This is a genomic window from Virgibacillus alimentarius (genome assembly GCF_017874635.1).
Taxonomy (GTDB): Bacteria; Bacillota; Bacilli; order Bacillales; family Amphibacillaceae; genus Virgibacillus_B; species Virgibacillus_B alimentarius.
In genome coordinates this window covers 43,386-68,025 of sequence record NZ_JAGIKX010000008.1, presented here as the reverse complement: position 1 = coordinate 68,025, position 24,640 = coordinate 43,386, and the positions used below count along the sequence as shown (strand labels likewise).

Sequence of the window (24,640 nt, the reverse complement as noted above, 5' to 3'; positions counted from 1 at the left end):
TTTAGATAATAATTTCATTCGTTCGATTACAGAAAAATTGTGTTTATGAGTTCAGAATAAAATCCGTGCTAACTATAGCTATTCGGAGGAAGGGAAACCCAAAAAAGGAAGGTATGCCATAGCCTTCCTATGTTTCCTATTCTTTAAATATATTGATATTTTAGTCTATATTAGATTTTTCATTATATATTTGTAATATTCCGCCCTTAGCATGGCAACTTCTGACTTAAGGGATGCAGTTGCCGGTCCATCATTCACTTCAAATAAGTATAATTTTCCGCTTTTATCAATACCTATATCCATCCCCAATGACATGATATGTGTACCTCTTAATTCTTCTACCATATAAGGTAAAGTTACTGCTAATTTGTTTAAATTATCATTTATTTTTTCCCAATCATCACCAAAGTTCGCTTTTAAAAAAGGTTTAGGGTCGCTTATTCCTCCACCCTGATTTACGTTTGAAATCACTTTTTGTCCAATACCGATTCTTATATAGTTTTTTGCACTCTCCCATTTCCCTTTTCCGTTTTTTTCAACATGTATTCTACAGTCGAATGGATCCCCTTGCAATGTTCTAGAAGATATATATTTTTGTAATATATACCTTTTGTCTATTATATTTTCTTTAGAGAAATTTTTAAATTCCTCAAGAGATAGTGCTTTCTTTTCTGTCTGATGACCAAGTATATAATTTTCCTTTTCCTGATTTAATATATAGACACCCCTTCCGCGTATTCCACTCGACGGTTTCAAAACAATAGTTGAATGTTTATCTAAAAACTCTTGGACATCGTTAAAATTTTGGACTCTACGCGTAGGTATTACAAGATGTGCAAATTCATTCTCACCTAATAATTTTTCTTGTAACTTTTCTTTACTAAGAACATTTGAACGATTATCAGATAAAAACGTTTTATTTCTCAAAAATCGCATGATTTCTCTATTTTTTCTTTTAAAGCAGTAAGGTGCTATATCAATAAATGGGGGTATGTCAACCTTTACAGTTACCCAAGTACTGTTTATATACATTTTTCCTTCAACCCTACCTGATTCAATATCTACATCACGTGGACGTAGATATATAAGATCCATTCCTTGATATTTGCATAACATGGCCGTCAACTTAGCCAAAGCAGTCGGGTTTTTAAAGTTTGTCATGAAGCCAATTATCATATTAATTATCCCTCTATATTATTTAGGTTTCGTATTTATAAGCAACAATATGCTTTACTGTTACGGAAGGCCGTATACTGTCTAATAATTATGATTCCTTGCTTTCAAATTCTTAAATATACTCTAACTTACTCTTATCTTAATTTTTTACTTTTGTTTTCCCTTTTAATAAACCTCCTATTACACGCACAGGTTCTGTAACGCGCCAACTAGTACTATTTCTGATAGATGAAAGTTTATCCTTATAGGAATCTCTTTCCATCCTTAGCTCTTCTTGCATTTTTTTAGCATTTTCAAGCTTTGTTTGTGTCTCCTTAAGCTCTGTTAGTAATTCATTAATATATTTCTTGTCAACTTCTTTCTTTTTCTTCGTTATATTATCTTTTATCTCAAAGCCCATTTTAATTTCTTTTGTCCAATCAGAAGATTTTACATCAGAAACTTTGGATTTTTTGGAACCTTTTTTGCATACTCTCTTAAACTTATCCACTTTTTCCTTTTCATGACTTGCAACGACGACTACTACGTTACCATTTTTTAAATTTTTAGTATACCCATGAAGCTCTCGTTTAGTAGCCTGTCGTCTAATCCAATTACGATATCCTACGTTTTGAACTTCTCCTGTTACAATATATTTTTTAGCATAGAGAGGGGGCTGAGGTAATGATTTTACTTCTACATAATTTGTATAATTCTGTTTTAAAGTATTAACGATATCAACAAAATCAAAATACATGTTTGTATGGTTTGAAGACTTCCCCTTTGTTTCTGGAAAGTAAAAGTCCATTAAAAACGATGCTATACTTCTCGGTTGACCTTCAGTAGGGAACATATGCATGGAAATATTTGCAGATGCGTTAACCTCTAATACAACAGCCTCTTCACCATCGAACAGCATATCAATACTTCCATGTATAATATTTGGGAGAGCATTGAGTGTATCAATAGCTAATTGCTTAACATGTTCAGGGACCGTATCTGTAATATCATATAAATCAACACCTTGAGTTAAAGTACTCTTATTCTTTACCATTATCGTTTTTCCATTTTCTAAAATACTGCTCAATTTATAATTGTTTTTCCGTAGAACATCTTTTAGTTCTTTATCAATTTTAATTGGCCTAGCGGCAAGATAAGGATTATCTTTTCGTGATTCATTTTTTTCGTTAATTAATTTTTCAATTGAACTTTCTCCATCACCTGTTACTTTTGGAGGCTCTCTTCTAAGAGCAGCAACAGCAACATTATTCACTACATACACACGGATATCTGCTCCTTCAAAATATCTTTCTAAAATAACATTTGAGTATCCTAACTGTCCTCTCACATACTTAAGGGCATCAGTTAACTCTGAATCATTCTTTAGGTTAAGCATAACCCCTTTACTCAGGGAGCCATACGTAGGTTTTATAATGACAGGATAACCTATTTCACGGGCCAATTTAATAATGTCTACATCGGAATGAGTTTTATCAAATTCTTTACTTGGTAAAATATTAACATTACCTTTTTCTAGATAATCCTTCGTCTTTTGTTTACTTTGAGCTATCCTTACCGCCTCATTCGATACCATGTCCCCTCTTGATTGATTAAAATAGTGTATTTTATCTTTCGACTGTAAGGAGTAATTTCTACCCATTAATTTTTTACCTTGTGTGTGTATGTCAGAATACTGATTAATATCACTATAATACTTTAATGTTAAACCTCTCCGCCATCCTTCAAGTCCAATTAAAAATGTACATAAGTTAAAACCTTTAATACCTTCTACCATCTTCGGAGTTAATGTATTTGGAAATTGTGATGTCATAGTAACACGCTCTTTCTTTTTATGAGGTTTTATACAGTTTTTCCTCCATAAAATATTTATAGTACTCTGTTCTTAACATTGCTGCTTGCGCTCTAAGCGGTTTGGTTGTCGGGGCGCTATTTGTTTCAAAAAGGTAAAGGCTTCCATCCTTTTCAATACCTACATCCATACCCAAAGACATAATATGAGTACCCCTTAACTGTTCTATTTTTTTTGGTAATGTTACTGCTAATTTATTGAGATTTTCAAATATTTTTTCCCAATCATCTCCAAAATTTGCTTTTAGAAACGGTTTAGGATCACTAATTCCCCCGCCCTGATTTACGTTCGACACTACTTTTTGGCCTATTCCAATTCGAATAAAATTACGTGCACTAACCCATTCCCCTTTACCATTTTTTTCAGCATGTACCCTGCAATCAAACGGGTCACCTTGATTCGTTCTGGAAGTGACATATTTTTGCAATATATATCGTTTATCCTTAATAAATTGGTCAAAAAAGGAAATTAATTCTTGATAGGATAGATTTTTCTCCTCTTTTTGGTGACCAAGAATATAGCTGTCGTTATCTTCCTTTGTTAAAATATAAACTCCCTTACCACGTTCTCCACCCATTGGTTTTATAACAATTATGGAATATTTATTTAAAAACTTTTCGACGCTACTGAAACTATTCTCGGTTTTAATCGTTGGAATTACGAGATGTGCAAATTCATCGTCTTTCTGCAGTGATTTTTGTAGGTTTTCTTTACTAATGTAATTCTTACCTTTATCAGATAAAAATGTATTATTTCTCAAATATCTTATAATTGGTTTATTTTTTGCCTTGAAACAGTAAGGCGAGATATCAACATACTTTGGAATACCTGTTTCAACACTAATCCATTTGCTATTAATATACATTTTTCCTTTGACCATATGTTTTTCTATATTTACATCCCCAGGTCGTATATAAATAAGGTCCATTCCCTGGCTCTTACATAACATAGCTGTAAGTTTAGCCATTTCAGTTGGATTTCTGAAATTTCTCATAAAACCTATAATCATTTTTTCTTCCTTTCCTTAAAAAATACTATTTTTCAGTCTTTCATTATGTTATCCTTATGTGCTGCAGTATATTTTCTTTTAGACAATATTACGTATAGTTCTTGTATATTCTACAATATTCTCAATCCTTTTGTCGATATATCCCGATAAAAAAAGATGAGATTACATTAAGTAACCCATCTTATTTTTCCCTTTTATTATCTATAACCATTTCAAATCCAATTTTTAACGGATTATCTATCTTCCATTGTTGCTGCAATACATCGTCAACTCTAGATTTCTTTGATCCTTTGTAGCAGAGCTCCACAAATTCATCAACATCTTTCTGGTTTGTACTAGCAACAACTATTTCTACTTTATTATCCTCCAACTTCTGGGAATATCCACTTAAATTCCTTTTAAGTGCTTGTCTTCGTATCCAATTCATATAACCTACATTTTGGACTTTACCAGAGGCCGTATACTTTTTAGCATATATATATCCTGATGGTGATTTTGGAACTTCTATTACTTCTGCCGCCCATGTTTTAAGAGGTCCAATGATACTATTAAAATCAAAATAGAAATAACTTCTTTTGATCCTAACTGTTTCAGGAAAATAATAATCAATCATTGCCTCAGGGATATCCCTCGGCTTGCCGCTCAATGGGAACATATGAAATGCAATCTCTGCAGTGGCATTAGCTTCTAAAACAACACCCTTCTTTTTCGAAGTTGGATCAACGATAATATCCACGCCTGCATGTGGTATAGAAGGAAGTGCCTTCAAAGCATCAACAGCAAGTTGCTTTATTTCATCTGATAATTGATCAGTTGCATCTATCGGATCTCCACCTGATGACAAATTACTCTTTTCACGCAAAAACACTTGGTCATCTTTTGGCGGAATACTATCTTTATCATAACCTGCTTTTTTTAACATATGAAGCACTTCATAATCAACTTTAATTGGTTTTGGAGCTAAGTAAGGATTCTTTCTTCTTTCTTTGTTTTTCTGTTTAATTAATGAGGTAATCGAGCTTTCCCCATCACCGATTACATTTGCAGGTATTCTATTAGTTGCTCCTACTACTTTATCGCCAACCACATAAATACGATACTCATTTCCATGGTAATGCTTTTCTACCGCAAATTCAGTATATTTAAACCTTGAGCGATAATCTGTTATAGCATTTCTCAATTCATCTTTGTTTTGTATATTTGTATAAACTCCCTTGCCCATGCTACCTTTTATAGGTTTTATTACAACAGGGAAACCAACGTCTGATGCATAACGAATAACATTTTCATCATCTACATTAAAAACTTTACCCATAGGTGTAGGGATTCCTTTTTTTTCCAAAATATCTTTTGTTTTTTCTTTATCCTGACAAATCCTTACAGTCTTATTGGCTACTTTATCGCCTCTAGATCTAAAAAAATAATGAACTTGGGAATCCGAGCTTAGCGAAAAGAATTTTCCCTGTGTACTACTGTTTAATCTATCAAGCTTGCATACTTCAGTTTCATCTTTATACCATTTAAGTTCTAAACCTCTACGCCAACCTTCTAATGCTATTAAATAAGCATCTAATTTAAATCCAGTTATATCGGATACAACTTTTTTTGTGAGATGAGGAAACAGTTTTACATTTGTTTGATTCATACTAATTCTCCTTTTTTAGTATAAGGGGGGAAACTTTATTTTATTAACGCTTTATAAATGTACTAAACTTACGCATAGGCTCTGTAATTCTCCAACTCCTACTTTTTTTTATAGCTTCGAACCTCTTCTTATAAAAATCTCTTTCTTTTTTTACCTTTTTGAGATCAATTTTAGTCATTTTTAATTCGTCTGAACCATTATATCGTTTTTTTACTGATGAGGTTTTTTTTTTGCTCTTTGACTTAGATGAAGGGTTCTTCATTCTAACTGGAAAATACCCGTCAACTGAAACGTTTGGTGTATTGTCTTCATTTGCAGGCCGAACCTTATTTTTATTAGACACTGTATTTTTAACTGGCTTGTTTGCAACCGTATTTGTTTTTGTGACAGAGGCCTTAGTAGGTTCATCGTCTAGAATTTCAAACCCTACTTTAACAGGTGATTTACGACTTTTTTCAACTACATTTGTGACTTTAGCTCTTTTAGAAGATTTTTTGGTTATAAAATTTCGGAACTTCTCGATTGATTTTTTAGAACCTGCAACAACAACCACACTTTTGTCATTTTCTAAATGTTTGATATACCCATTTAATTTTAAAGATCTTGCTTGTTTACGAACCCATTTTTCATAATTAACGCCTTTGATGTTTCCTGATACAATAAAACGAGTTGCAGTTAAAGTCCCAGATGGAATATCTGGTATTGTTATTTCTTTTGCATATCCGGATTGAAAAGCATCGAATACACTTTTAAAATCGAAATAAAATTTTGGTTGGTTATCATCATTATTTGTAACCGTTTCTGGAAAATAATAATCTATAATAGCCTTTGGAATATCACGCGCTTTTCCCTTCCATGGATACAGATGTGCTGTAATATGTGGCCTAGAATTCACTTCTAGAATAACTCCAGTGTTCTCCTCTTTATTAACCATAATATCAACACCACATTGAACTAATCCAGGAATTGCATTTGAAGCTTTGATTGCAATATTTTTGATTTCATCGGTTAATTCATCTGTAACATCAACAGAATCTCCACCCGCAGAAACATTATTTTTTGTTTTTAAAAATACCTGCTCACCATTTCTCGGTATACTCTCTAAAGTATAGCCTTTTGATCGAAGGATACTGTGTAGTTCTTTATCTACTTTTATTATACGCTTATGAAGCGCAGGCGTACTATTTCTCTCTTGATTCTTTTTTTTCATTAAATATCTAATAGAATTTTTCCCATCCCCAATTATATTAGCTGGGATCTTTTTAAATCCCCCTATAACCTTATCGTCTATTACATATAAGCGATAATCTTCACCCGTGAAATGTTTTTCTACAATTAACTTAGAATAATTCAAGTCATATTTTACATATGACAAAGCCTCTTTAAACTCTTCCTCATTTTTTATGTTAGCTATAACTCCATTACCACCAGTCCCATCAGATGGCTTAAGTACCACTGGGTACCCTAATCTTTTGGAATACTGAATAATTGATTCATCAGAGCTTTCCTCCCCAAATGTTTCTCCTTTTGGAGTAGGTACCCCTGCATCTAAAAGGGCCTTTTTCGTCAAATCTTTATTAACACATATTTTTATTGCTTTCCTCGGAACTATATCTCCTCTGGTGACAGAAAATTTACGTTCTTTTCCTTTATATGTTAGAGAATAATCAATTTCAGATCTCCTTTGATTATTATTAATAAACTTTAATGTTAAGCCCCTTCTCCAACCTTCTAGAGCAATACTATACATACTCACTGTATAGCCAAATGCTTCTGGTGGCACAGAATTTTTAAGACTTGGGAGCCAATTATCCTTAAATTCTTGCATGATAAACACCCTTTTCACTTTTTATTTAATAAAAGCCTTAATAATTAAGATATATCCAAATTGGGAATCCATTTTCGCATATGACTTATCATTCGATTATAAACTTCTTTGGAATCAAAATTGCCCATATGTGTCTTTATTATCTTCTGATTCTTTACAACATCTTCCAACAGATGTAACTTATATGTTCCTTTTTCTGTACTATCCACATACGTTAACTTAAATGTTGGATTATCAATTTTTAATAAAGAGTTTTTCTCCGGTGATGGTTTTTCAATATCAATCGTCATATGTGCACCTATTTGTCGATAAATTCCCTTTTGCCCAGAAAAGAAATTGCCTAGGGAATATATACAAAAAGTATCTTTACCTCTTGAATTAAGTATATACGCTGGTGGCTGTAGTACATGAGGATGGTGTCCCAAAATCACATCAGCACCTGCATCTGATAAAGTGTTTGAGATCTCTAACTGATCCGATGTAGGAAGCATTTGATATTCTTTACCATAATGAATAGACAAAATAATAACATCTGCTAGATCTCGACTTTTAATTTTTTGTATTCTTTTTCTAATTTTTCCAACCTTAGCACCTTCAAAACTATCTACAAGGTATTCTTTACCTTTAGGTATCTTTACACCAGCCATTCTTTTTGTATAAGATAAGAAACAAATTCTTAATCCATTTTTGTGAAATATCCGTAGTGTCTCCTGATCTTCTTTTGAGTTATAAGCACCTACATACGGAATACCTATTTTATTCCAATTTTCAATTGATCTTAATATCCCTTCTTCTCCTTTATCCAGTACATGATTATTTGCTATTGTAGCAATATCAACATTAAATTCCTTGAGTGTTTTCGTGATTTCTACTGGACTATTAAAATGAGGAAAATCGGATAATCCGAGTTCTACTCCACCTATAAGAGATTCCTGGTTAACAACTGTTAAATGATCTTTATTAAATAGTGGCTTTGCTTCAGCCATTAATTCTGAAAAATCGTATCCACCATCATCGGTTTTTGCTTTATTATATAATCGGGTGTGCAACAAGATATCACCGGTTGCAGCCAAAGTTACTTTTCTGCTCTTATTTTCTACCATTTTTTATCTCCTTATCTATGTATAAAAACCTACGACACTTAGGTCATAAGTTACTTATTTTTCGCTACCTTATTCTTCCGTCTAACCTCAAACCCTATACAAACCTGGTTTTCCCAGAGATATTCCTGGACATCTTCCACTTTCGCTCTAGCAGGTCCTTTATAACAAACTTCTTTAAAGTTATCCACCGCTTCTTTATCTTCACTACCAACGACAACAACAACTTTTCCGTTTTTTAGGTTACGCGTATACCCATTTAGATGATGCTTTAAAGCCTGTCGTCTCACCCAATTTCGATAGCCTACTTTTTGAACCTTTCCTGATATCACATATCGTTTCGCATATAATTTGCCTTTTGGAGCATCAGGGATAACGGCTTCTTGCACAATTTTACTAACGAATAGTTCTCTTATTTTTTTATAGTCAAAGAAAATTTGTGTACGATCTTGTGCCATGCCTTTCGTTTCCGGAAAATAGTAGTCAATGATTCCTTCGGGGACATTACGGGATTCTCCGTGTAATGGGAAGACATGCATTCCTATGTCAGCAGTTGCATTTATTTCAATAACCGTTGGATGATTATTCGAAACGATAACATCCACACCTGCGTGCTCCAAACCAGGGATTGCTTTAACTGCCTGAATGGCGATGTTTTTCACCTCTGGCGATATCTCATCCGTTACGTCTATTGGTTCTCCACCGGCAGCGATATTACTTTGGCCCTTCAAATATACAAGTTCATTCAATTCTGGGATGCCTTGCAGGATATGGCCTTGTTTTTTAATAGATTGAAACAAGTCTTGATCAAACGCGATGGTTTTCTTTGAAAGATATGGGTTTTCTTTTCTTTGATTATTCTTTTCTTCCACTAGTTTTTCAATCGAACTTTCCCCGTCGCCTACGACAAATGCTGGCAATCGTTTTGTTGCCGCAAGTACCTTATCGCCCGCAACATAGATACGATAATCAACGCCATCTACAAAACGTTCAACCAGGACATCCGGATAGCTTAATTCACTACGGACATAACGAATGCTGTCTTTTAGTTCTGTTTCATTTTGAATATTGGTGACAACACCTTTGCCGAGACTTCCACATATCGGCTTGATGACGAGTGGAAAGCCGAGGTCCATCCCATACTTCAAAATGGCTTCATCATTATCTTCTTCTGTAAAACCTTTACTTTCAGGTGTGTTTACATTCGATTGATGAAGATATTTTTTCGTCTCTTCTTTACTTGTCGTAAGACTCACTGCTTCGTTCATTACTTTTTCTCCTCGTGAACGGTAGAAAAAGTGTTTTTTATCATCTGATTGCAGTGAAAAAGTTTTCCCAAGTGGTTGAGATCCAATAATTTTAAGATCGGTAACCACTTCAGGATCAAAATACCACTTCAATGTCAGGCCGCGTCTCCATCCCTCTAAGGCTATTAGGTAAGCATCGATATTAAACCCTTTGACACCAGTCATCATTTGTTTGGATAGCCAGTTCGGATAAACATATGTCATTCCTTTCCCCTCCTTCAAACATGGTCCGATCGATTTATGATACAAGTTATTACGCCTTCGATCCCTTTAATTTCTTAACAAAATCTCCTACTTTCCGGAGTGGTGCTGTATATTTCCATGAGTTGCTTTGTTTAATATATCTGTTTTCTTTTTCCGTTTGATACACATCTTTATGCATATCGCGAAGATCCCGGTTCATCTTCTTTAACGTCGTTTCAACGGACCTGAGGTTATTTGCTTTAAATCGTTCATTGATTTCAAAGCCTATTTTAACCGGATCGTCGTACTTTTCTTCCCTGATCTTTTTCACTTTAGCTTTGTCGGAACTGCTGATTAATTGTTTAAATTCAGCTAGAGCTCCTTTATCTGTACCTGCTACGACAATTTCAATTTCTCCGTGGATTAATTTCTTGATATACCCGTGTAAGTTTCTATTCATCGCTTCTTCCTTCAGCCACTGATGATAGCTGCCTCGCTGGACCGTTCCGGACACAATGAATTTTTTCGCATATAATTCCCCGAGTGGTGCCGGGCTTACTTCCACTTCAATGGTTGATCTGTTTTCAAGTGGTTCGAGCACCGTGCTTAAATCGAAATAAATTTGCGAATTGGTTGTGTCGATTCCTTTGGTCTCAGGGAAATAATAATCGATAATCGCTGCCGGAATATTACGTGCCTTCCCTCTTAACGGATATAATGCGCCACCTATTTGGGCGGTTGGGTTTAATTCGATGACGACAGCCGGGTGTCTATTTACATTTCCCTCATTAATGATGATATCCACACCGCCATGCGCAAGCCCTGGAACAGCTTTTAAGGCATGAATGGCTATCTGTTTAATTTCGTCGGACAGTTCGTCTGTCACATCAATCGGGTCTCCGCCAGATGACACATTTGTTTTTTGTCTTAAATAGATCTTTTCGCCCTTTTCTGGAATACTTTCCATCGTATAACCAGCGGATTGGATAAAGTCTAGAATTTCGACGTCCTTTTCAATCAGACAGCTGTACAGTCTTGCATTTTTTCTTCGTTCTTTGTTTTTTAAATCAATTAATTCTTCAATTGTGTGCTCTCCGTCTCCAGTGATATTAGCTGGTACACGGTTATAGGCTGCAATGACTTGATCCTCAATCACATATACACGGTATTCTTGACCCGCTACGTATTGTTCGACAATCACTTCTTCATATTCTAGTTCTTGGCGGACATAGGAAAGTGCTTCTATAAATTCCTGCTCATCCTGAATATTGGTGACAACGCCATTACCGAGACTTCCGTTTGTTGGTTTGAGCACGAGCGGGTAGCCAAGTGTTCTGCTGTATTCAATGATTTCTTCGTCTGATGCATCCGGCTCAAATCCTTTCCCTTGTGGTACTGGGACACCGGCTTTATCTAAATAAATTTTTGTGTCGTCTTTCTCTGAGCCTATTTCTACCCCTTCATTTGTCACCTTATCTCCTCGGGTCCGGAAGAAATAATGGGTTCTTTTATCCGAACTGAGCGAATATAATCTACCAGGAGGGTTCACACCAAATACAATCATATCTTGAAAGTGTTCTGAATCCTTCGTATACCATTTTAATTTTAATCCCCTGCGCCAACCTTCAAGAGCTACGGAATATGCACATAGTCTTGTTTTTCTCGCATCCCTTACGATCTCATTTGGAAGTTGGGGGAGTGAAATTCCCGATTCCTCTTTCATTTTACTTGCTTCCTCCTACTGATTTATTCGTTTCATTTTCTTGACAATCTGCCCTACCATCCGGACTGGTAATGTAACTTTCCATGATAAGCTATTATAATATCTTTTATGCTCTTTTTCTGCTTTTCTTAGCTGAAGTTCGGTCACTTCATAGTCTTGTCTAATTTTCTTTAAATCCTCTATTTGTGTTTTCAGGTCGGCTTTTACTTCAAAGCCTATTTTAATCGGTGCGTCCCAGCTTTCTACATGAACTTCATGCACATCGGATCGCTCCGGGTCTTCCCATAATGCGTTTTGAAAATCATCGACCATTTCGGGGTCTGTACCTGCGACAACAACTTCAATATCACCATTGTTCAGGTTGAGTACGAGTCCGCTCAAAAACCGTTCAAATGCTTGTTTCCTCAACCCTCGGTGATAACCAATATCCTGAACATCTCCACTGACTGTATATTTTTTTGCATATAACTTCCCTTGTGGATACGGTGTCACCGTTGAAGTGTTGGCAGATTTTGTTAGTAACGGATACAAAACATCGGTAAAGTCAAAGTATAGTTTGGTTTGCTCTTTGTTGACTGGTTTTGTTTCTGGAAAATAATAATCAATAATTGCTGCAGGGACATCATTCGCCTTCCCTTGCACTGGATACAGCAATCCGCCAATTTGAGCTGTTGGATTAAGTTCCAAAATAGTCGCCGCTTCTTCCACTGGTTTCTGATCATCGATAATTAGGTCTACTGCACCGTGCTCCAGGCCGGGAATGGTGTGCAGTGCGCGTACAGCTGCCTCTTCTACTTCTTTCGGCAATGCACCCGTTACACTGACCGGGTCTCCCCCTGTTGATATATTACTGATTTCCGTAAGAAATAGTTGTTCCCCTTCCTCCAGGACACTGTCTAGTGTGTATCCTTTCGTGCCTATAAAGTCGATCATCGCTGGATCCACTTTGATCGGACAGCTGACAAGGCGTGGGTTGGACTCTTTTTCCTTATTTTTTTCCACAATCAGCTGACGTACCGGGGTTTCTCCGTCCCCAACTACATGAGCAGGAACTCTGTTCATTGCTGCAACTACGTTATCTCCAACGACATACAGCCGGTATTCTTTTCCGGGAATATACTGTTCGGTGATAATTCCCCTGTATCCCTGTGTTTCCCGGATGTAAGTAAGCTGATGGACGAGTTCTTCTTCGGTTGTAATATTTGTGACGACACCTCTGCCGAAGCTTCCGTCTGTAGGTTTGATGACAACAGGATATCCAAGCTCATTTGCATAAGCAATGATCTCCTCATCGCTGGCACTCTCCGGGAACTCTTTTCCTATCGGTGTTGGGATGTTTGCTTCCATTAATTTTTGTTTTGTAATTTCTTTGTCCATCCCCATTTCAACTGCTTCATTCGTGACCTTATCTCCTCTGGTTCGGAAGAAATAATGGGTTTTTTCAGAAGAGCTGAGTGAAAATAATTTGCCTGGCTTATCGACAAACCATGTTTTCATCTCCTTAAACTTCTCTGAATCCTTTACATGCCACTTTAATGTTAATCCTCTTCTCCATCCTTCTAAAGCTACTACATAAGCATCAAGTTCCGGACCCCGTGCATCAGCGACAATCTCGCTGGAAAGATGTGGAAGCCACTTGGCACTTTGTTGTTCCTGTCCAACCATCTGTTCCTTACCTCCTGTATTTCCTCTAACCTTTTTTATCGTTATTTTTCTGGATTTCCTTTATCTTAGAGCTTTGATCGCCAGCGATGATATACATCGAATGGCTTCCCGTTTATCAAGTCTTCCGCCAGACGTCCTTCAGCATCTAAATGATAGTCTCCCATCCATTGATCCGTTTCTTTATCAAATTCATCGTAGTTGCCAGGCTTTGGTGTAAATTCGCCAAAAACCATCCCCTGGTCTGTTTTTAAGAAATCAATTCGAATAAACGGTATAGGTAGCTGTGCACTTAACTTTTCTACTGTTTGGATCTCTTCTTCTGTAACTCCGCTGCCTTGAAATAAATCTTCCTCATACTTTCCCGTACTTATTCGATCGCCGCCCGGCGTCCACCAGCAATACTTTATTTCTGGAAAACGAGTGATTTCCAGGATGAGTGCTACTTTCCCGTAAAAGCAATAAAACTTCAAATCGACTGCTGGTGTTTGCTCTTGTTTATTTTTAACGATGAATTCCTCGATCATCCACAGATCGCTTGCAACCCAGCCGGAAGCTAAATCTTCTTCCATTCTCTTTTCTAATGCTTCCCAGCTTGTGAGCAGCTTTGCTTGTTTGACGTCTTGTATTTTATTTTCATGATATACGAGATAAACACCGCGTGAACCTGCACCATCTACTGGTTTAATAACGATGGCTTCCTCTTTTGGGATTTCTTTCATGGTATAAGGCTTTCCCTTTATCCATGGTCTTCGTATACCGAATGCATCGACTAATTGATAAGCTTGCCGTTTGTTATCGAGTAAGTTTTCTGGTGTTTTTCCGTTCATCAACTGCCTTATTCTAGCCCGTGCTGTTAAACTGGCTCGAAAAGACGACGCAGCTTGCAATGCTAAGGTATGGTCGGTTTCTGCAAATCGTACGATGAATTCCGGAATATCTTCTTTTTTAAATCCTTTTAAAAGATTTTCGTAGACAATTTGTTGAACGTCTGCAAGGTCCTTGCGATAGTGCCTGCCTAGTTTTTTTAGGGCTTCATTATAGTTATTCGTTACACTTTCTTTTCTTTGGACCAGGTTTTGAATATATGAAATCGTGTCTCCATCTTCCTTGACTTGTTTTGTCCGCTGATGAAGATGGCTTGCATTTACTTTATCCGTTTCCATTTCTAAATGGTCGATGTGTTCTTGTTTGGTTTTTAATGCGTCGCGCATATGCTCAAGGTCTTTCTTTAAGTCTTGATTGTATGCTTTTAATGCGTTATTTTCTTCCAGGATGCTCTTCGCTTTTGCACCTTGAAAAAGCTTTCCGAATAATCCACGCACTTTTCGAGCTGGGGAAAATACTTTCCACGTTCTGCTTTCTTTTATATGCTTATTTTCCTTTTGCAATTTCTTTGTCGCTTTCTTTGTTTTCATGAGCGCTGCTTCTTTTTCCAGCAACCTTTCTTTCAAAGCTTCTTCTCTTGTTTGCTCGGGCTTCCTATCTTGACTCGGTGTCTGATTCGATGAGGTGCTCAGGTCGTCTGAATGTTGGTTATGCTTATTATGCTCTACTTCATCGATCGTCATCACCTCATTAACCCTTTATTTGTATTTACAAAACATTCTTCTAATCTTGAGGCATGTTTGGTATAGCCGAACTGTTTTTCAACATAATTTGTCGCTTTCTCAACTTGCGTAGCATATGCTTCCTTATCATTTATCAGTTCATGGATTCTATCCTGTACTTCCTCTGGTCGGGCGTAAATGGCAGCCTCTTTGAATAAATCCTTATAGTTTGGGGGGATGATAACAGGTACTCCTGCAGCCATCGCCTCAAAGATTACCCGTCCAAATGCTTCCACCCACTTCGGATGGGTATAATAGACAAACACATCCAGATCAGCGAGAAAATCTTTCGGATGAACTTCTCCGAATTCCTGAACGTACCAATTTTTTGGGAGTTTTCCCAGTAGTTTTTCAGGCGTTTTTGCACCACCTAAGACATGGATTTCATAGGCTTTTTTATCCGGGTAAATCATTTTTAATTCTCGCGGATCATCTGGCCATTTTACATACTGATCTCGTGAATGGCGACCAATTTTAATCCGCTTGTTATGCGGTTGCTCCTTCCGTTGCCATTCATCCACATCAATGATATTGACCCAGTCTTCACTGGCTAAACGGATGGATTTTAAATCTTTTTCATGATGCGCATGTAATGTATCACGAATCAACGGCCCGATTGGGTACCATTTTCCTTTTTTTCCAACATATTGTTCTAAATGCTTCACGCATGTTGGGATGGAGTAAAGTGTTTTTCCATTTTTACTATACTCTCGCTTTGGCGGCTGATTGACAATGACCCGAACGTGATTGGCTTGGATATCCGGGATATACTTTTGCCATGCTTGAAGAACAGGTGGATGCCTTACGATTAGTACATCACAGCTTACCTTCTCTCCGTAAACAAGCATTTGGACGTCATCGCCATTAATAAGCTCGCGTACGCTCGGATTAATTTCTTTAATGGAATTTAAATCATAACGGGCCATTTGAATAAGGCCTGTCCTAAGTCCCATCTTTTGTTGTGCTTTTATTTCTTCGATATTGGACATGTTTGTACCGCCTAAGAGACGGAATTCAGAAGCAATAATCACATCGAAATGCCTTCTTGCGTTCTTCTTGACTTCTCGACTAGGAAGCATTGGCTCTGGAACGGGGTACGGTCTTTTTTCTTGCGGAAAGCCGTAGTATAAAGACGTTGCTTTTTGGTGATAATTCGAGTAACTTTCCAAATACTCTTTTCTTGCCCCCATAAAGAATCCGTGATAACCAAATACTTCACTTCCAGTTAAAGAAGAACTGGATTGTCTTTGAAAAGAAAACGGTCCTGTTTTCAAATCGACAACCGCTTCTTTTCCAAACACGATTTTGAGTCGCTTCTTAAATTCTCCGTCCGCTCCAAAACGGACACTATCCCAGAAGCCGAGTTCCCTCATTACAGGTTCCCTGCGAAACATTAAGGAAGACATATTAGCAAAAATATATTCTCCCGGTTTTCCGCGTCTGAAAAACTTAAGGCTTTCTGTTGCTCTTGCTTGCTGGGTTGTATTTGCGATAACAGATGGATTTTCGATAAAGTGTTTGACCTGTTCCTCCATTTTTTGAGGATGTGACCAATCATCGGCATCATTGATGGTGACAAAATCCCCTGTAGCGATTTTCAAAGCCTCATTCCGGGCTGTGTATGCCCCGCTGTTCGTTTTGGTTGAAATGATTTGAACACGGGGGTCGATCTTGCTATATTCCTTAACGATATTTATCGTGTTATCTGTGCTTTGATCATCCGCAACAATGATTTCTAAGTTTGTCCATGTTTGAACGAGCAAAGAATCTAATGTTGTGCGTATACCGTCTTCGGCGTTATATGCTGGTACAATGATCGTTACTTTTTCCTTCGTATTATCAATAAGCTCAACGTTTTTCTGGTTTTTTGTGCGTAAACGGTCGTAACATGTTTTCCCGATCACTGCATGTCTGTCTAACTCCTGGATACCATAAAGTTTCAGTGCTTTATTCATCCACTTCACGCGCTCCGTAAATGACGTTTCCAGATTGGCTCGAGCCAAATAAAGATCTGCATGCTTTTGAGAGGCCAAAGCATGTGAAATGACATCTTTCGCCTCTGTTACCCTACCTATTATATCATAGCTTTCTGCTTTTAAGATTGCCAATCTACGTAAAAAATCCCTGTTTTTTACTCTTTTTTCTGCTTGGGAAAGAAAGGTCAGACATTTTTCTGCCCCTTCTTTGTTGTACTGATTGGCGTACATAAGCGCTAGTTCCCAAGCTGCGTATCTTCTTGTATATGGATTATCGGATGTCTTGCTTTCTTTTGTAAGTTCCGCTAACGCTTTTTCTGTAAAACCGAGGTCATAAAGATTGTATTTCAGCTTTTTTATTTTATTTTTTGCTTTTCTCTTTCTTAATGAACGGTCGAAGATTTCCCTTCTGTCACGCTTTCCTAACATATACTTCATATACAATTGTAGCATTCGCTTGATTTTATTCATCGATGTTACAATTCTCCATATACTGCCTTGTTTAATCGCATCGTACTGACTAGAAAGCTGAACATGCTCTAGCTTCACATGTTCATATTGCTCTCTGGCTGTCTTTAATTCTCTGTCAGCCGCCTCCACTTGCTGCTTTAAGTTTTGATTCATTGCTTGTTTTGCTTCACGGGCATGACGATCGTTTTCTTTATTCCTCATGTGAGCACTCCTCTAATCTAGAAGCATGTTTTAGGTAGCCAAAGTGTTTCTCAACATAATCTTGGGCTTTTTCGACCTGTTCACTGTAGGCATTGTCATCGTTCATCAGTACATCTATTTTCTCTTTTACTTCATGTGGCTTTGCGTAAATCGCTGCATCCTCAAATAAGGTTTTGTAATTTGGCGGGATAATGACTGGTACCCCTGCAGCCATCGCTTCAAAGATTACGCGTCCAAATGCCTCTACCCACTCCGGATGGGTATAATAAACAAACACGTCCAGATCAGCAAGAAAGTCTTTCGGATGCACTTCTCCAAATGCTTTTACATGCCAGTTCGCGGGAAGTTCTCCTAGTACTTTTTCTGGAGCCTTACCGCCGCCGAGAACGTGAATCTCGTACTTTTCATCATCCGGATAAATAGCTTTCAATGTGTTTGGATCATTTGGCCATTTTACATATTGATCCCGGGAGTGACGACCGATATGAATACGCTGATGTTTCGGCCGCCTCTTGCGGCGCCACTCGGAGACATCAATAATATTCACCCAGTCTTCATCAGCTAGATGAATTGACGCGAGTTCCGCTTCGTGATGTTCGTGCAACGTATCCCGAATTTGCGGACCAATTGGGTGCCACGTTCCTTTTTTACCTGTATATGATTCTAATTGGTGCACGCAGTGATCCAAGTGATACAGTGTTTCTCCCTGCTCACTGTATTCTCGTTTTGGTGGTTGGTTAATAATTACGCGTACATCTTTTGCTTCGATGTCCGGGATATATTTTTGCCATGCTTCAAGGATTGGCGGATGTCTTACAATCAGGACATCACAGCTTACCTTTTCGCCGTAAACAATGGTTTGAATCGCATCCCCGTCAATGAAATCGCGTACGTTTGGATTCATTTCCGTGACCGAATTTAAATCATACCGGTACATTGGAACGAGGCCTGTTTTCAGTCCGAGTTTCTTTTGCGCTTTTATTTCCTCGATATTCGACATATTCGTACCACCTAAAAGACGGAATTCGGACGCAATAATGACATCAAAATGCCTTCTTACGTCTTTTTTCGTCTTCTGTGGCAGCATTGGATCCGGGACTGGAAACGGTCTTTCCTCCTGTGGAAATTCATAATATAAATTTGTCGGGTGTGTACGATGATAATGCTCATGTGCTTCTGCATATTCTTTTCGTGCTCCCATAAAATATCCCGGGAATCCGAATGCAGCATTTCCTGTTAATGAATCCTCGGATTGTCTCTGGAAAGACAATGGTGCTGTTGGTAAGTTCGCAACTGCCTTTTCACCAAAAACAAGTTTCACCCGTTTTACAAACTCCGAATCACCCGCAAAGCGCACACTATCCCAGTACCCGAGTTTCTCCATCACAGGTTTACGCCGGAACATAAACGATGACATATTTGGAAAAATATAAATGCCTGGTTTTCCTCTGCGGAAGAAATTCATCTGTTCCGTTGCACGCGCCTGATTGGAGAAATTTCCAATCATCTTCGGATTTTGAATCAAATGCTCTACCTGTGTTTTAATTTTCTCAGGATGGGACCAATCATCCGCATCATTAATCGTTACAAAATCGCCTGTAGCTTGTGTAAGGGCTACGTTACGGGCAGTATAGGCTCCGCTGTTTTGTTTGGTTGATAATACCTGAACACGGCTATCCTTCTGCGTAAAGCTTTTGATGATTTCTTTCGTATTGTCGGTACTGCAATCGTCGACTACAAGGATTTCAAGGTTTGTCCATGTCTGACTTAGCATGGATTCGATCGCAGTATGGATAGACGTTTCAGAATTATAGGCTGGGATAATCACCGACACTTTCGGTGCATCATCTAAATTATTATAAAGCAGTCCATCCATTTGTGTCTCTATCCGGTCATAGGCTGATAGCACCCCGTCCGCTTTAGCAATCGTAATAGGCGCCGTCGAATAAAATTCGTACACCTGATTGATCCGTTTCTTGCGCTCATCAAGCGAAGTGGCAAGATTTGCTTGCGCCAAATAAAGATCTGGATGCGCCTTGAGAGACAGGGCATGCGTTAGGACCCGCTTTGCTTCCTCCGCTTCCCCTAACATTTTGTAGCTTTCTGCTTTTAGTACCGCTGCCCGGCGTAATTCATCTTCATCTTTTACACTTTTGGTCGCTTGCTCGATATACGTCAGACAGTTTCTTGCACCGTCTTTACTGTACTGATCAGCATAATAAAGTGCCAATTCCCACGCAGCACGGCGCTTTAAATAAAGATCTTCGTCCTGATTGCAACATTCCTTTAATTCCGCCAATCCGCGCTGAACAATCCCGAGCTCATAAATCCGAAATTTGATGCGTTCTACTTTTTTCATCTGTGCACGTTTTTTACCAGGCTTAATGATTCTTTTCAGTGTTTCTTTTTGCTTTTTGGTAAACATACCTGCAATGACTTCTTTTTGTTTCGTACTGAGAAAGGTATATAAAAACCAGTCCATCGATCCGACAATCGTTTTCTTTATGAATCGCAACATAGCTATTCCTCCACCATAACACTTTGCTTCCTACTGCTTACTCAACTTGCGTCTTTTTACTTTTGTTTCCTTGATATCTTCCCGGTAAGCCTTCACAGCATCTTTCGGCTCTCCGTCATACATGATTTGCCCTTGCTTCATCCAAATAGCTCTGGTACATAACTGTTCAACAAACGTCAAACTATGGGTGACGATAATCACTGCCTTTGCTCGTTCCATCATATCTTGTATTTTTTCGCTCGCCTTTTGCCTAAAAGCCATGTCTCCTGTGGATAAGGCTTCATCAATAATGAAAATATCCGGCTGCAATATTGCCGCAATACTAAAGCCCAGACGCGAACGCATTCCGCTTGAATATTCTTTCACCGGCCTGTCAATTGCTTTTTCAAGGCCAGAAAACTCGACGATTTTAGGATAAAATTCTTTTATTCGCTTTTTCGGAATCCCAAGTAGCATTCCATTTAGAAAGATATTATCTGTTCCGGTTAGTTGGCTGTTAAACCCTGTTCCATAGCCTAAAAGCGCAGTTGTCTCGCCGTCCAGATAAATCGATCCCTCATCCGGCTGGAGGATATTGGTCAGCACTTTACAAAGGGTACTCTTACCAGCGCCATTATGACCAATAATACCAACGACTTCGCCTTCCTTGATTTCAAAGTTGACATTTTTTAAAGCCCAAAAGGGTTTCTTTTTTAATTCAAAGGAAATCCCTAAGTTTTCGGCTTTCACAATGGAATTGTCTTTGATTGTTGTTTCTGTTTTTTCTAATTGCAAGTTTCGTTTTCTTCTTGGTGGTCGTGGTGGTACGGTTGCTTTATATTTTTCAATAATTTCAGCAGGATCTCCAGCGTCCCGGACAACTCCGCCATCTAGCCACATTAATCGATCACAATTTCGCTGTGCATAGCGGAGACTGTGAGTGACGATGATCACCATTTTCGCTTTCTTCACTAATTCTTTCATTTTATTCGCAGCTTTTTTACTAAATTTCGCATCTCCTGTATTTAATGCCTCATCCAAAATTAATATTTCAGGCTCTAGATGAGCTGCAACACTAAAGCCAAGTCTTGCTTTCATTCCACTGGAGTAATATTTCATCGGTTGATCCATGAAGTTTCCAAGCTCTGAAAATTCATGGATTTCCTGAATATAATGATCGATTGTATCTCTACTGATGCCAAGCATCATTCCATTTAAATAGACGTTCTCTCGTCCTGTCAGTTCCTTTTTAAAGCCCATGCCGAACGAAAACAGTGCAGAAACCTTGCCATCCACATAAATTTCGCCCTTATCCGGCTCAAGAATGCCGGAGATAATTTTACAAAGCGTTGTTTTCCCAGCACCGTTTGAGCCAATAATGCCTAGAATCTCACCCTTATAACCAGTGAAATTAATATTTGTCAGGGGCCAGACCATTTTCTTGCCTTCCTTGTCTCTGCCCTCTTTTAAATAACGAAGAACTTTTGATTTATAATCATCCTTTTGACTGTTAGGAAAAAAGGACACACCAATGTTCTTCGCCTCGATAACAATTTCTTTTTCCTGGTTTTCTGTTTGCTTTTGTTGATTTTCTTTTAACAACATACATAAAACCTCTTTTTATAATGCTTTTATTATTTTGTGCTCGTTACGGCTGTAGTGATAAAGCATATATCCTCCAAGAACGATGGAAACAATACCGATAATCGAAAGTCCCAGAAAATCCGGGCTCTGGTGATACATAATGATATCACGGTATGAATTAATGATAATCGCAATTGGGTTGATATCAACGATCCAGCTGTACTCATCAGGCAATCTTCCGCCTTCCCAGATAATCGGAGAAGCATAGAAGAAAACACGTACCGTATGTGTCAGCACGTTATCAATGTCGCGAACAAATACCGTAATATAACCTAAAAACAAACTAACCGTTATTAAAAACAATAATTGCACTACTATTATTATTGGTAAATAAACAATTTGCCATCCTGGCATGACTTGGAAAGCAATCAGGAATATGCCAACGACAACTAACCCAAAAATAAAATTAAACAGTTGGGTAAAGGTAAAAGAAAGTGGGAAAATCGATTTCGGCAAATTCACCTGATTAATAATGGAACTATATTTTGTTATCGACTTTGCTGATGTATTAATGGTTGTATTAATCCAGCGCCATGGAACCAAACCGATGACTAGAAAAACAGCAAAGTCTTCCCCGCCACGGCCAAGCACAATTCCAACAAGAAAATAATAAACAACGACATTCAAAAGCGGATCGAGCAGCCACCAAAAATAACCCAAATAGCTATTTCGGTTTTCTGCCTTTAGTCCAGATTTCACAAGATAGATCAACAAATCTTTTCGTTTCAGTATTTCTGATAAATATTTTCGCATAACTTCTCATGACACCGCCTAATTCTGTTTAAAATGAGTAAGTATACATGGATTCATGACTCATTTTCTGCGATTAAATCTTCTTTTTATATAATGAAAAGCATAATTTAAAATATACCATGCACTTTTGATAGCACTTTGTTCTTCAACGGTCCGATATACACGCCAGTTCTGTTTCACCATTTTCAATTTGTTGCTGGAAATGGAGTTTTGAACCAAGCGATATTTGGACAATACTTCCGGTAAACCATACGCAATAAATCCATTTTTTGTGAGTGTTAACCACAAGACATAGTCCTGCCGTGAACGGATATGAATCATTTTTACTTTACCCGTTTTTTTCGTATCTAGCATGACGGTTAAACACCCAATTACACAATGTTTCATTAAACCGACATAATCAATCGTCTCAGGTGCTTTAATGACGGAGTTTACCTCTGTCCCGTCTTCAAGCATCCGTACATATTCGGTAAACGAAAATGCAATATCTTTCTCCAGCATGAAATCAAGCTGCTTCTCAAGCTTCGTCTCAAGCCATACATCATCACTGTCTAAAAATGCGATAAAACGCCCCTTTGCCGCTTCAATTGCTGTATTACGCGCAACTCCCGAGCCTGCATTTTCCTTCAGTTTGATCAAGGTGATCCTTGCATCTTCTTTTTGATAGGACGCTACGATTTCGGTTGTCCTATCCGTCGAACAATCATCAACGATAATCATTTCCCAGTTCGTATAGGTCTGATTTTGTACAGACTCAATGGTCTCATGTATAAACTGCTGTGAGTTATAAGCAGGCGTAATAACCGAAATGAGGGGGCCTGCAGTTTTATTGCTTTGCATCCATTACCACCACGATTTTCTTATTGTTTAAGTAATGCCCCGTACCAATTAATTAATTTCTCTTCTTCTTTTTGCCAGTTCAGCTGCCGGACAACTGCCTTCTTGCCATTCATCCCCATCTGCCTTGCTTCTTCCGGGTGTTTTCTTAAATAATCAATCGCTTCTTTTATTTCTTCCTCATTGTAAGGATCAACCGCAATTCCGCATTGATACTTGTCCATGAACTTTTTCCACACCGGAAAATTCGAGCATAGGATAGGTAGTCCAGCACTCATATACTCAAAAAACTTCGTGAGTTCTTTTTTCTTGTAATGCTGTGTAGGCGGAAATAGCGCAATCCCAGCTAACCATTTCCGACTAATATATTTGTCGTCAATTTCCTCTCGTTCGATAAATTGATCGATTCCTTCAATCATAAGCTGTTCTTTCTTTTCACCGGCTTCTGCGTACATCTTTTCCGCAATGCTACTTGGACATTTGCCGATAAAATGAACCGAAACACTTGGATCGATGTTGGGAATTTGCGCGTGAATATATGCGCCTCTTTCCATCGACACGTTCCCAGTATAAAGAATTTTATTTTCCGCCGGCTGATCATCGATTTGATGATTCACTAATTTATCATTCAGTGCAGGGTAATTCAAAATGCAAATACCGGATGGATATTTTTCTTGATAATATTTTTCCGCCAAGCAAAGTGCCATGTTTTTGGAAAGGATCTTTTCAACGAATCCATACACCGCACCAACCGCTTTTCGGATAGGCTTTGGAAAATATTCCTTCTGGTACATTGCCGTTACATAATCTTCATGCACATCATAAATTACAACATTATTTTTCTTTTTTAAGAGACGTCCCACCGGGAGTAACTCCGGGTCATGAATATGATAGCAATCCGCCTTTAAGCTTTTTGCCTTCAAATAAGCTTCCAGCGTGGAAAATACCATTCTCGCCAATCGGTTCTTTCTTTTTTTGATTGGCACCATTGTTACATCGGTATCTTTCTGGATCTCCTGTTTATCCATCGATGCAATCAGCGACACATCATAACCGCCTTTTTGCAAGGATGTACATTCTTTATGAAAAATTCGTGTATCATATGGGTGGTGCACGGTTGTCATATGCACAACTTTTGCTGTTTTTCTCACTTCCACCCTGCCTCCTCT

At 38.0% G+C, this 24,640-nt stretch carries 16 protein-coding genes; all 16 read right to left on the bottom strand.

Annotated elements, in window-relative coordinates; all coding sequences use genetic code 11:
- Positions 1-165: 165 nt before the first annotated feature.
- Positions 166-1,176: a YheC/YheD family protein gene (locus tag J2Z81_RS06870; protein ID WP_226370973.1), complete on the bottom strand. Its 1,011-nt coding sequence runs from the start codon at positions 1,174-1,176 to the stop codon at positions 166-168.
- A gap of 139 nt (positions 1,177-1,315) precedes the next feature.
- Entirely contained in the window at positions 1,316-2,986 is a 1,671-nt protein-coding gene (locus tag J2Z81_RS06865) for an acylphosphatase (RefSeq protein ID WP_226370972.1), read from the bottom strand.
- Positions 2,987-3,005: 19 nt separating this feature from the next.
- The gene (locus J2Z81_RS06860; RefSeq protein WP_226370971.1) at positions 3,006-4,034 is read right to left on the bottom strand and encodes a YheC/YheD family protein; all 1,029 of its coding nucleotides are present in this window, start codon (positions 4,032-4,034) and stop codon (positions 3,006-3,008) included.
- Between the two features lie 181 nt (positions 4,035-4,215).
- On the bottom strand, positions 4,216-5,679 hold the full coding sequence (locus J2Z81_RS06855) for an acylphosphatase (protein ID WP_226370970.1): 1,464 nt from the start codon (positions 5,677-5,679) through the stop codon (positions 4,216-4,218).
- Between the two features lie 43 nt (positions 5,680-5,722).
- Positions 5,723-7,507 (bottom strand): acylphosphatase, encoded by a 1,785-nt coding sequence (locus tag J2Z81_RS06850; protein WP_226370969.1) that lies wholly within the window; start codon positions 7,505-7,507, stop codon positions 5,723-5,725.
- A gap of 44 nt (positions 7,508-7,551) precedes the next feature.
- A complete protein-coding gene (locus J2Z81_RS06845; RefSeq protein WP_226370968.1) occupies positions 7,552-8,610 on the bottom strand; it encodes a CapA family protein in 1,059 nt (352 codons plus the stop codon).
- 50 nt (positions 8,611-8,660) lie between these two features.
- Positions 8,661-10,118, bottom strand: coding sequence for an acylphosphatase (locus J2Z81_RS06840; RefSeq protein ID WP_029267429.1), 1,458 nt, complete (start codon positions 10,116-10,118; stop codon positions 8,661-8,663).
- Between the two features lie 49 nt (positions 10,119-10,167).
- Positions 10,168-11,820 (bottom strand): acylphosphatase, encoded by a 1,653-nt coding sequence (locus J2Z81_RS06835; protein ID WP_029267431.1) that lies wholly within the window; start codon positions 11,818-11,820, stop codon positions 10,168-10,170.
- Between the two features lie 15 nt (positions 11,821-11,835).
- Positions 11,836-13,485, bottom strand: a complete 1,650-nt coding sequence (locus J2Z81_RS06830; RefSeq protein WP_029267437.1) for an acylphosphatase — start codon at positions 13,483-13,485, stop codon at positions 11,836-11,838.
- A 65-nt stretch (positions 13,486-13,550) separates the two neighbouring features.
- Positions 13,551-15,053, bottom strand: a complete 1,503-nt coding sequence (locus J2Z81_RS06825; RefSeq protein ID WP_226981272.1) for an ATP-grasp fold amidoligase family protein — start codon at positions 15,051-15,053, stop codon at positions 13,551-13,553.
- Positions 15,053-17,740, bottom strand: coding sequence for a glycosyltransferase (locus J2Z81_RS06820; protein ID WP_226981269.1), 2,688 nt, complete (start codon positions 17,738-17,740; stop codon positions 15,053-15,055). The genes J2Z81_RS06825 and J2Z81_RS06820 overlap by 1 nt, the downstream gene beginning before the upstream one ends.
- Positions 17,730-20,258, bottom strand: a complete 2,529-nt coding sequence (locus J2Z81_RS06815; protein WP_226370966.1) for a glycosyltransferase — start codon at positions 20,256-20,258, stop codon at positions 17,730-17,732. The genes J2Z81_RS06820 and J2Z81_RS06815 overlap by 11 nt, the downstream gene beginning before the upstream one ends.
- 30 nt (positions 20,259-20,288) lie before the next feature.
- Positions 20,289-21,842, bottom strand: a complete 1,554-nt coding sequence (locus J2Z81_RS06810; RefSeq protein ID WP_029267444.1) for an ABC transporter ATP-binding protein — start codon at positions 21,840-21,842, stop codon at positions 20,289-20,291.
- Positions 21,843-21,857: 15 nt separating this feature from the next.
- Entirely contained in the window at positions 21,858-22,634 is a 777-nt protein-coding gene (locus tag J2Z81_RS06805; RefSeq protein ID WP_029267446.1) for an ABC transporter permease, read from the bottom strand.
- Between the two features lie 60 nt (positions 22,635-22,694).
- Positions 22,695-23,474, bottom strand: coding sequence for a glycosyltransferase family 2 protein (locus J2Z81_RS06800; protein WP_226370965.1), 780 nt, complete (start codon positions 23,472-23,474; stop codon positions 22,695-22,697).
- Positions 23,475-23,494: 20 nt separating this feature from the next.
- Positions 23,495-24,622, bottom strand: a complete 1,128-nt coding sequence (locus J2Z81_RS06795) for a glycosyltransferase (protein ID WP_319023824.1) — start codon at positions 24,620-24,622, stop codon at positions 23,495-23,497.
- Positions 24,623-24,640 lie beyond the last annotated feature (18 nt).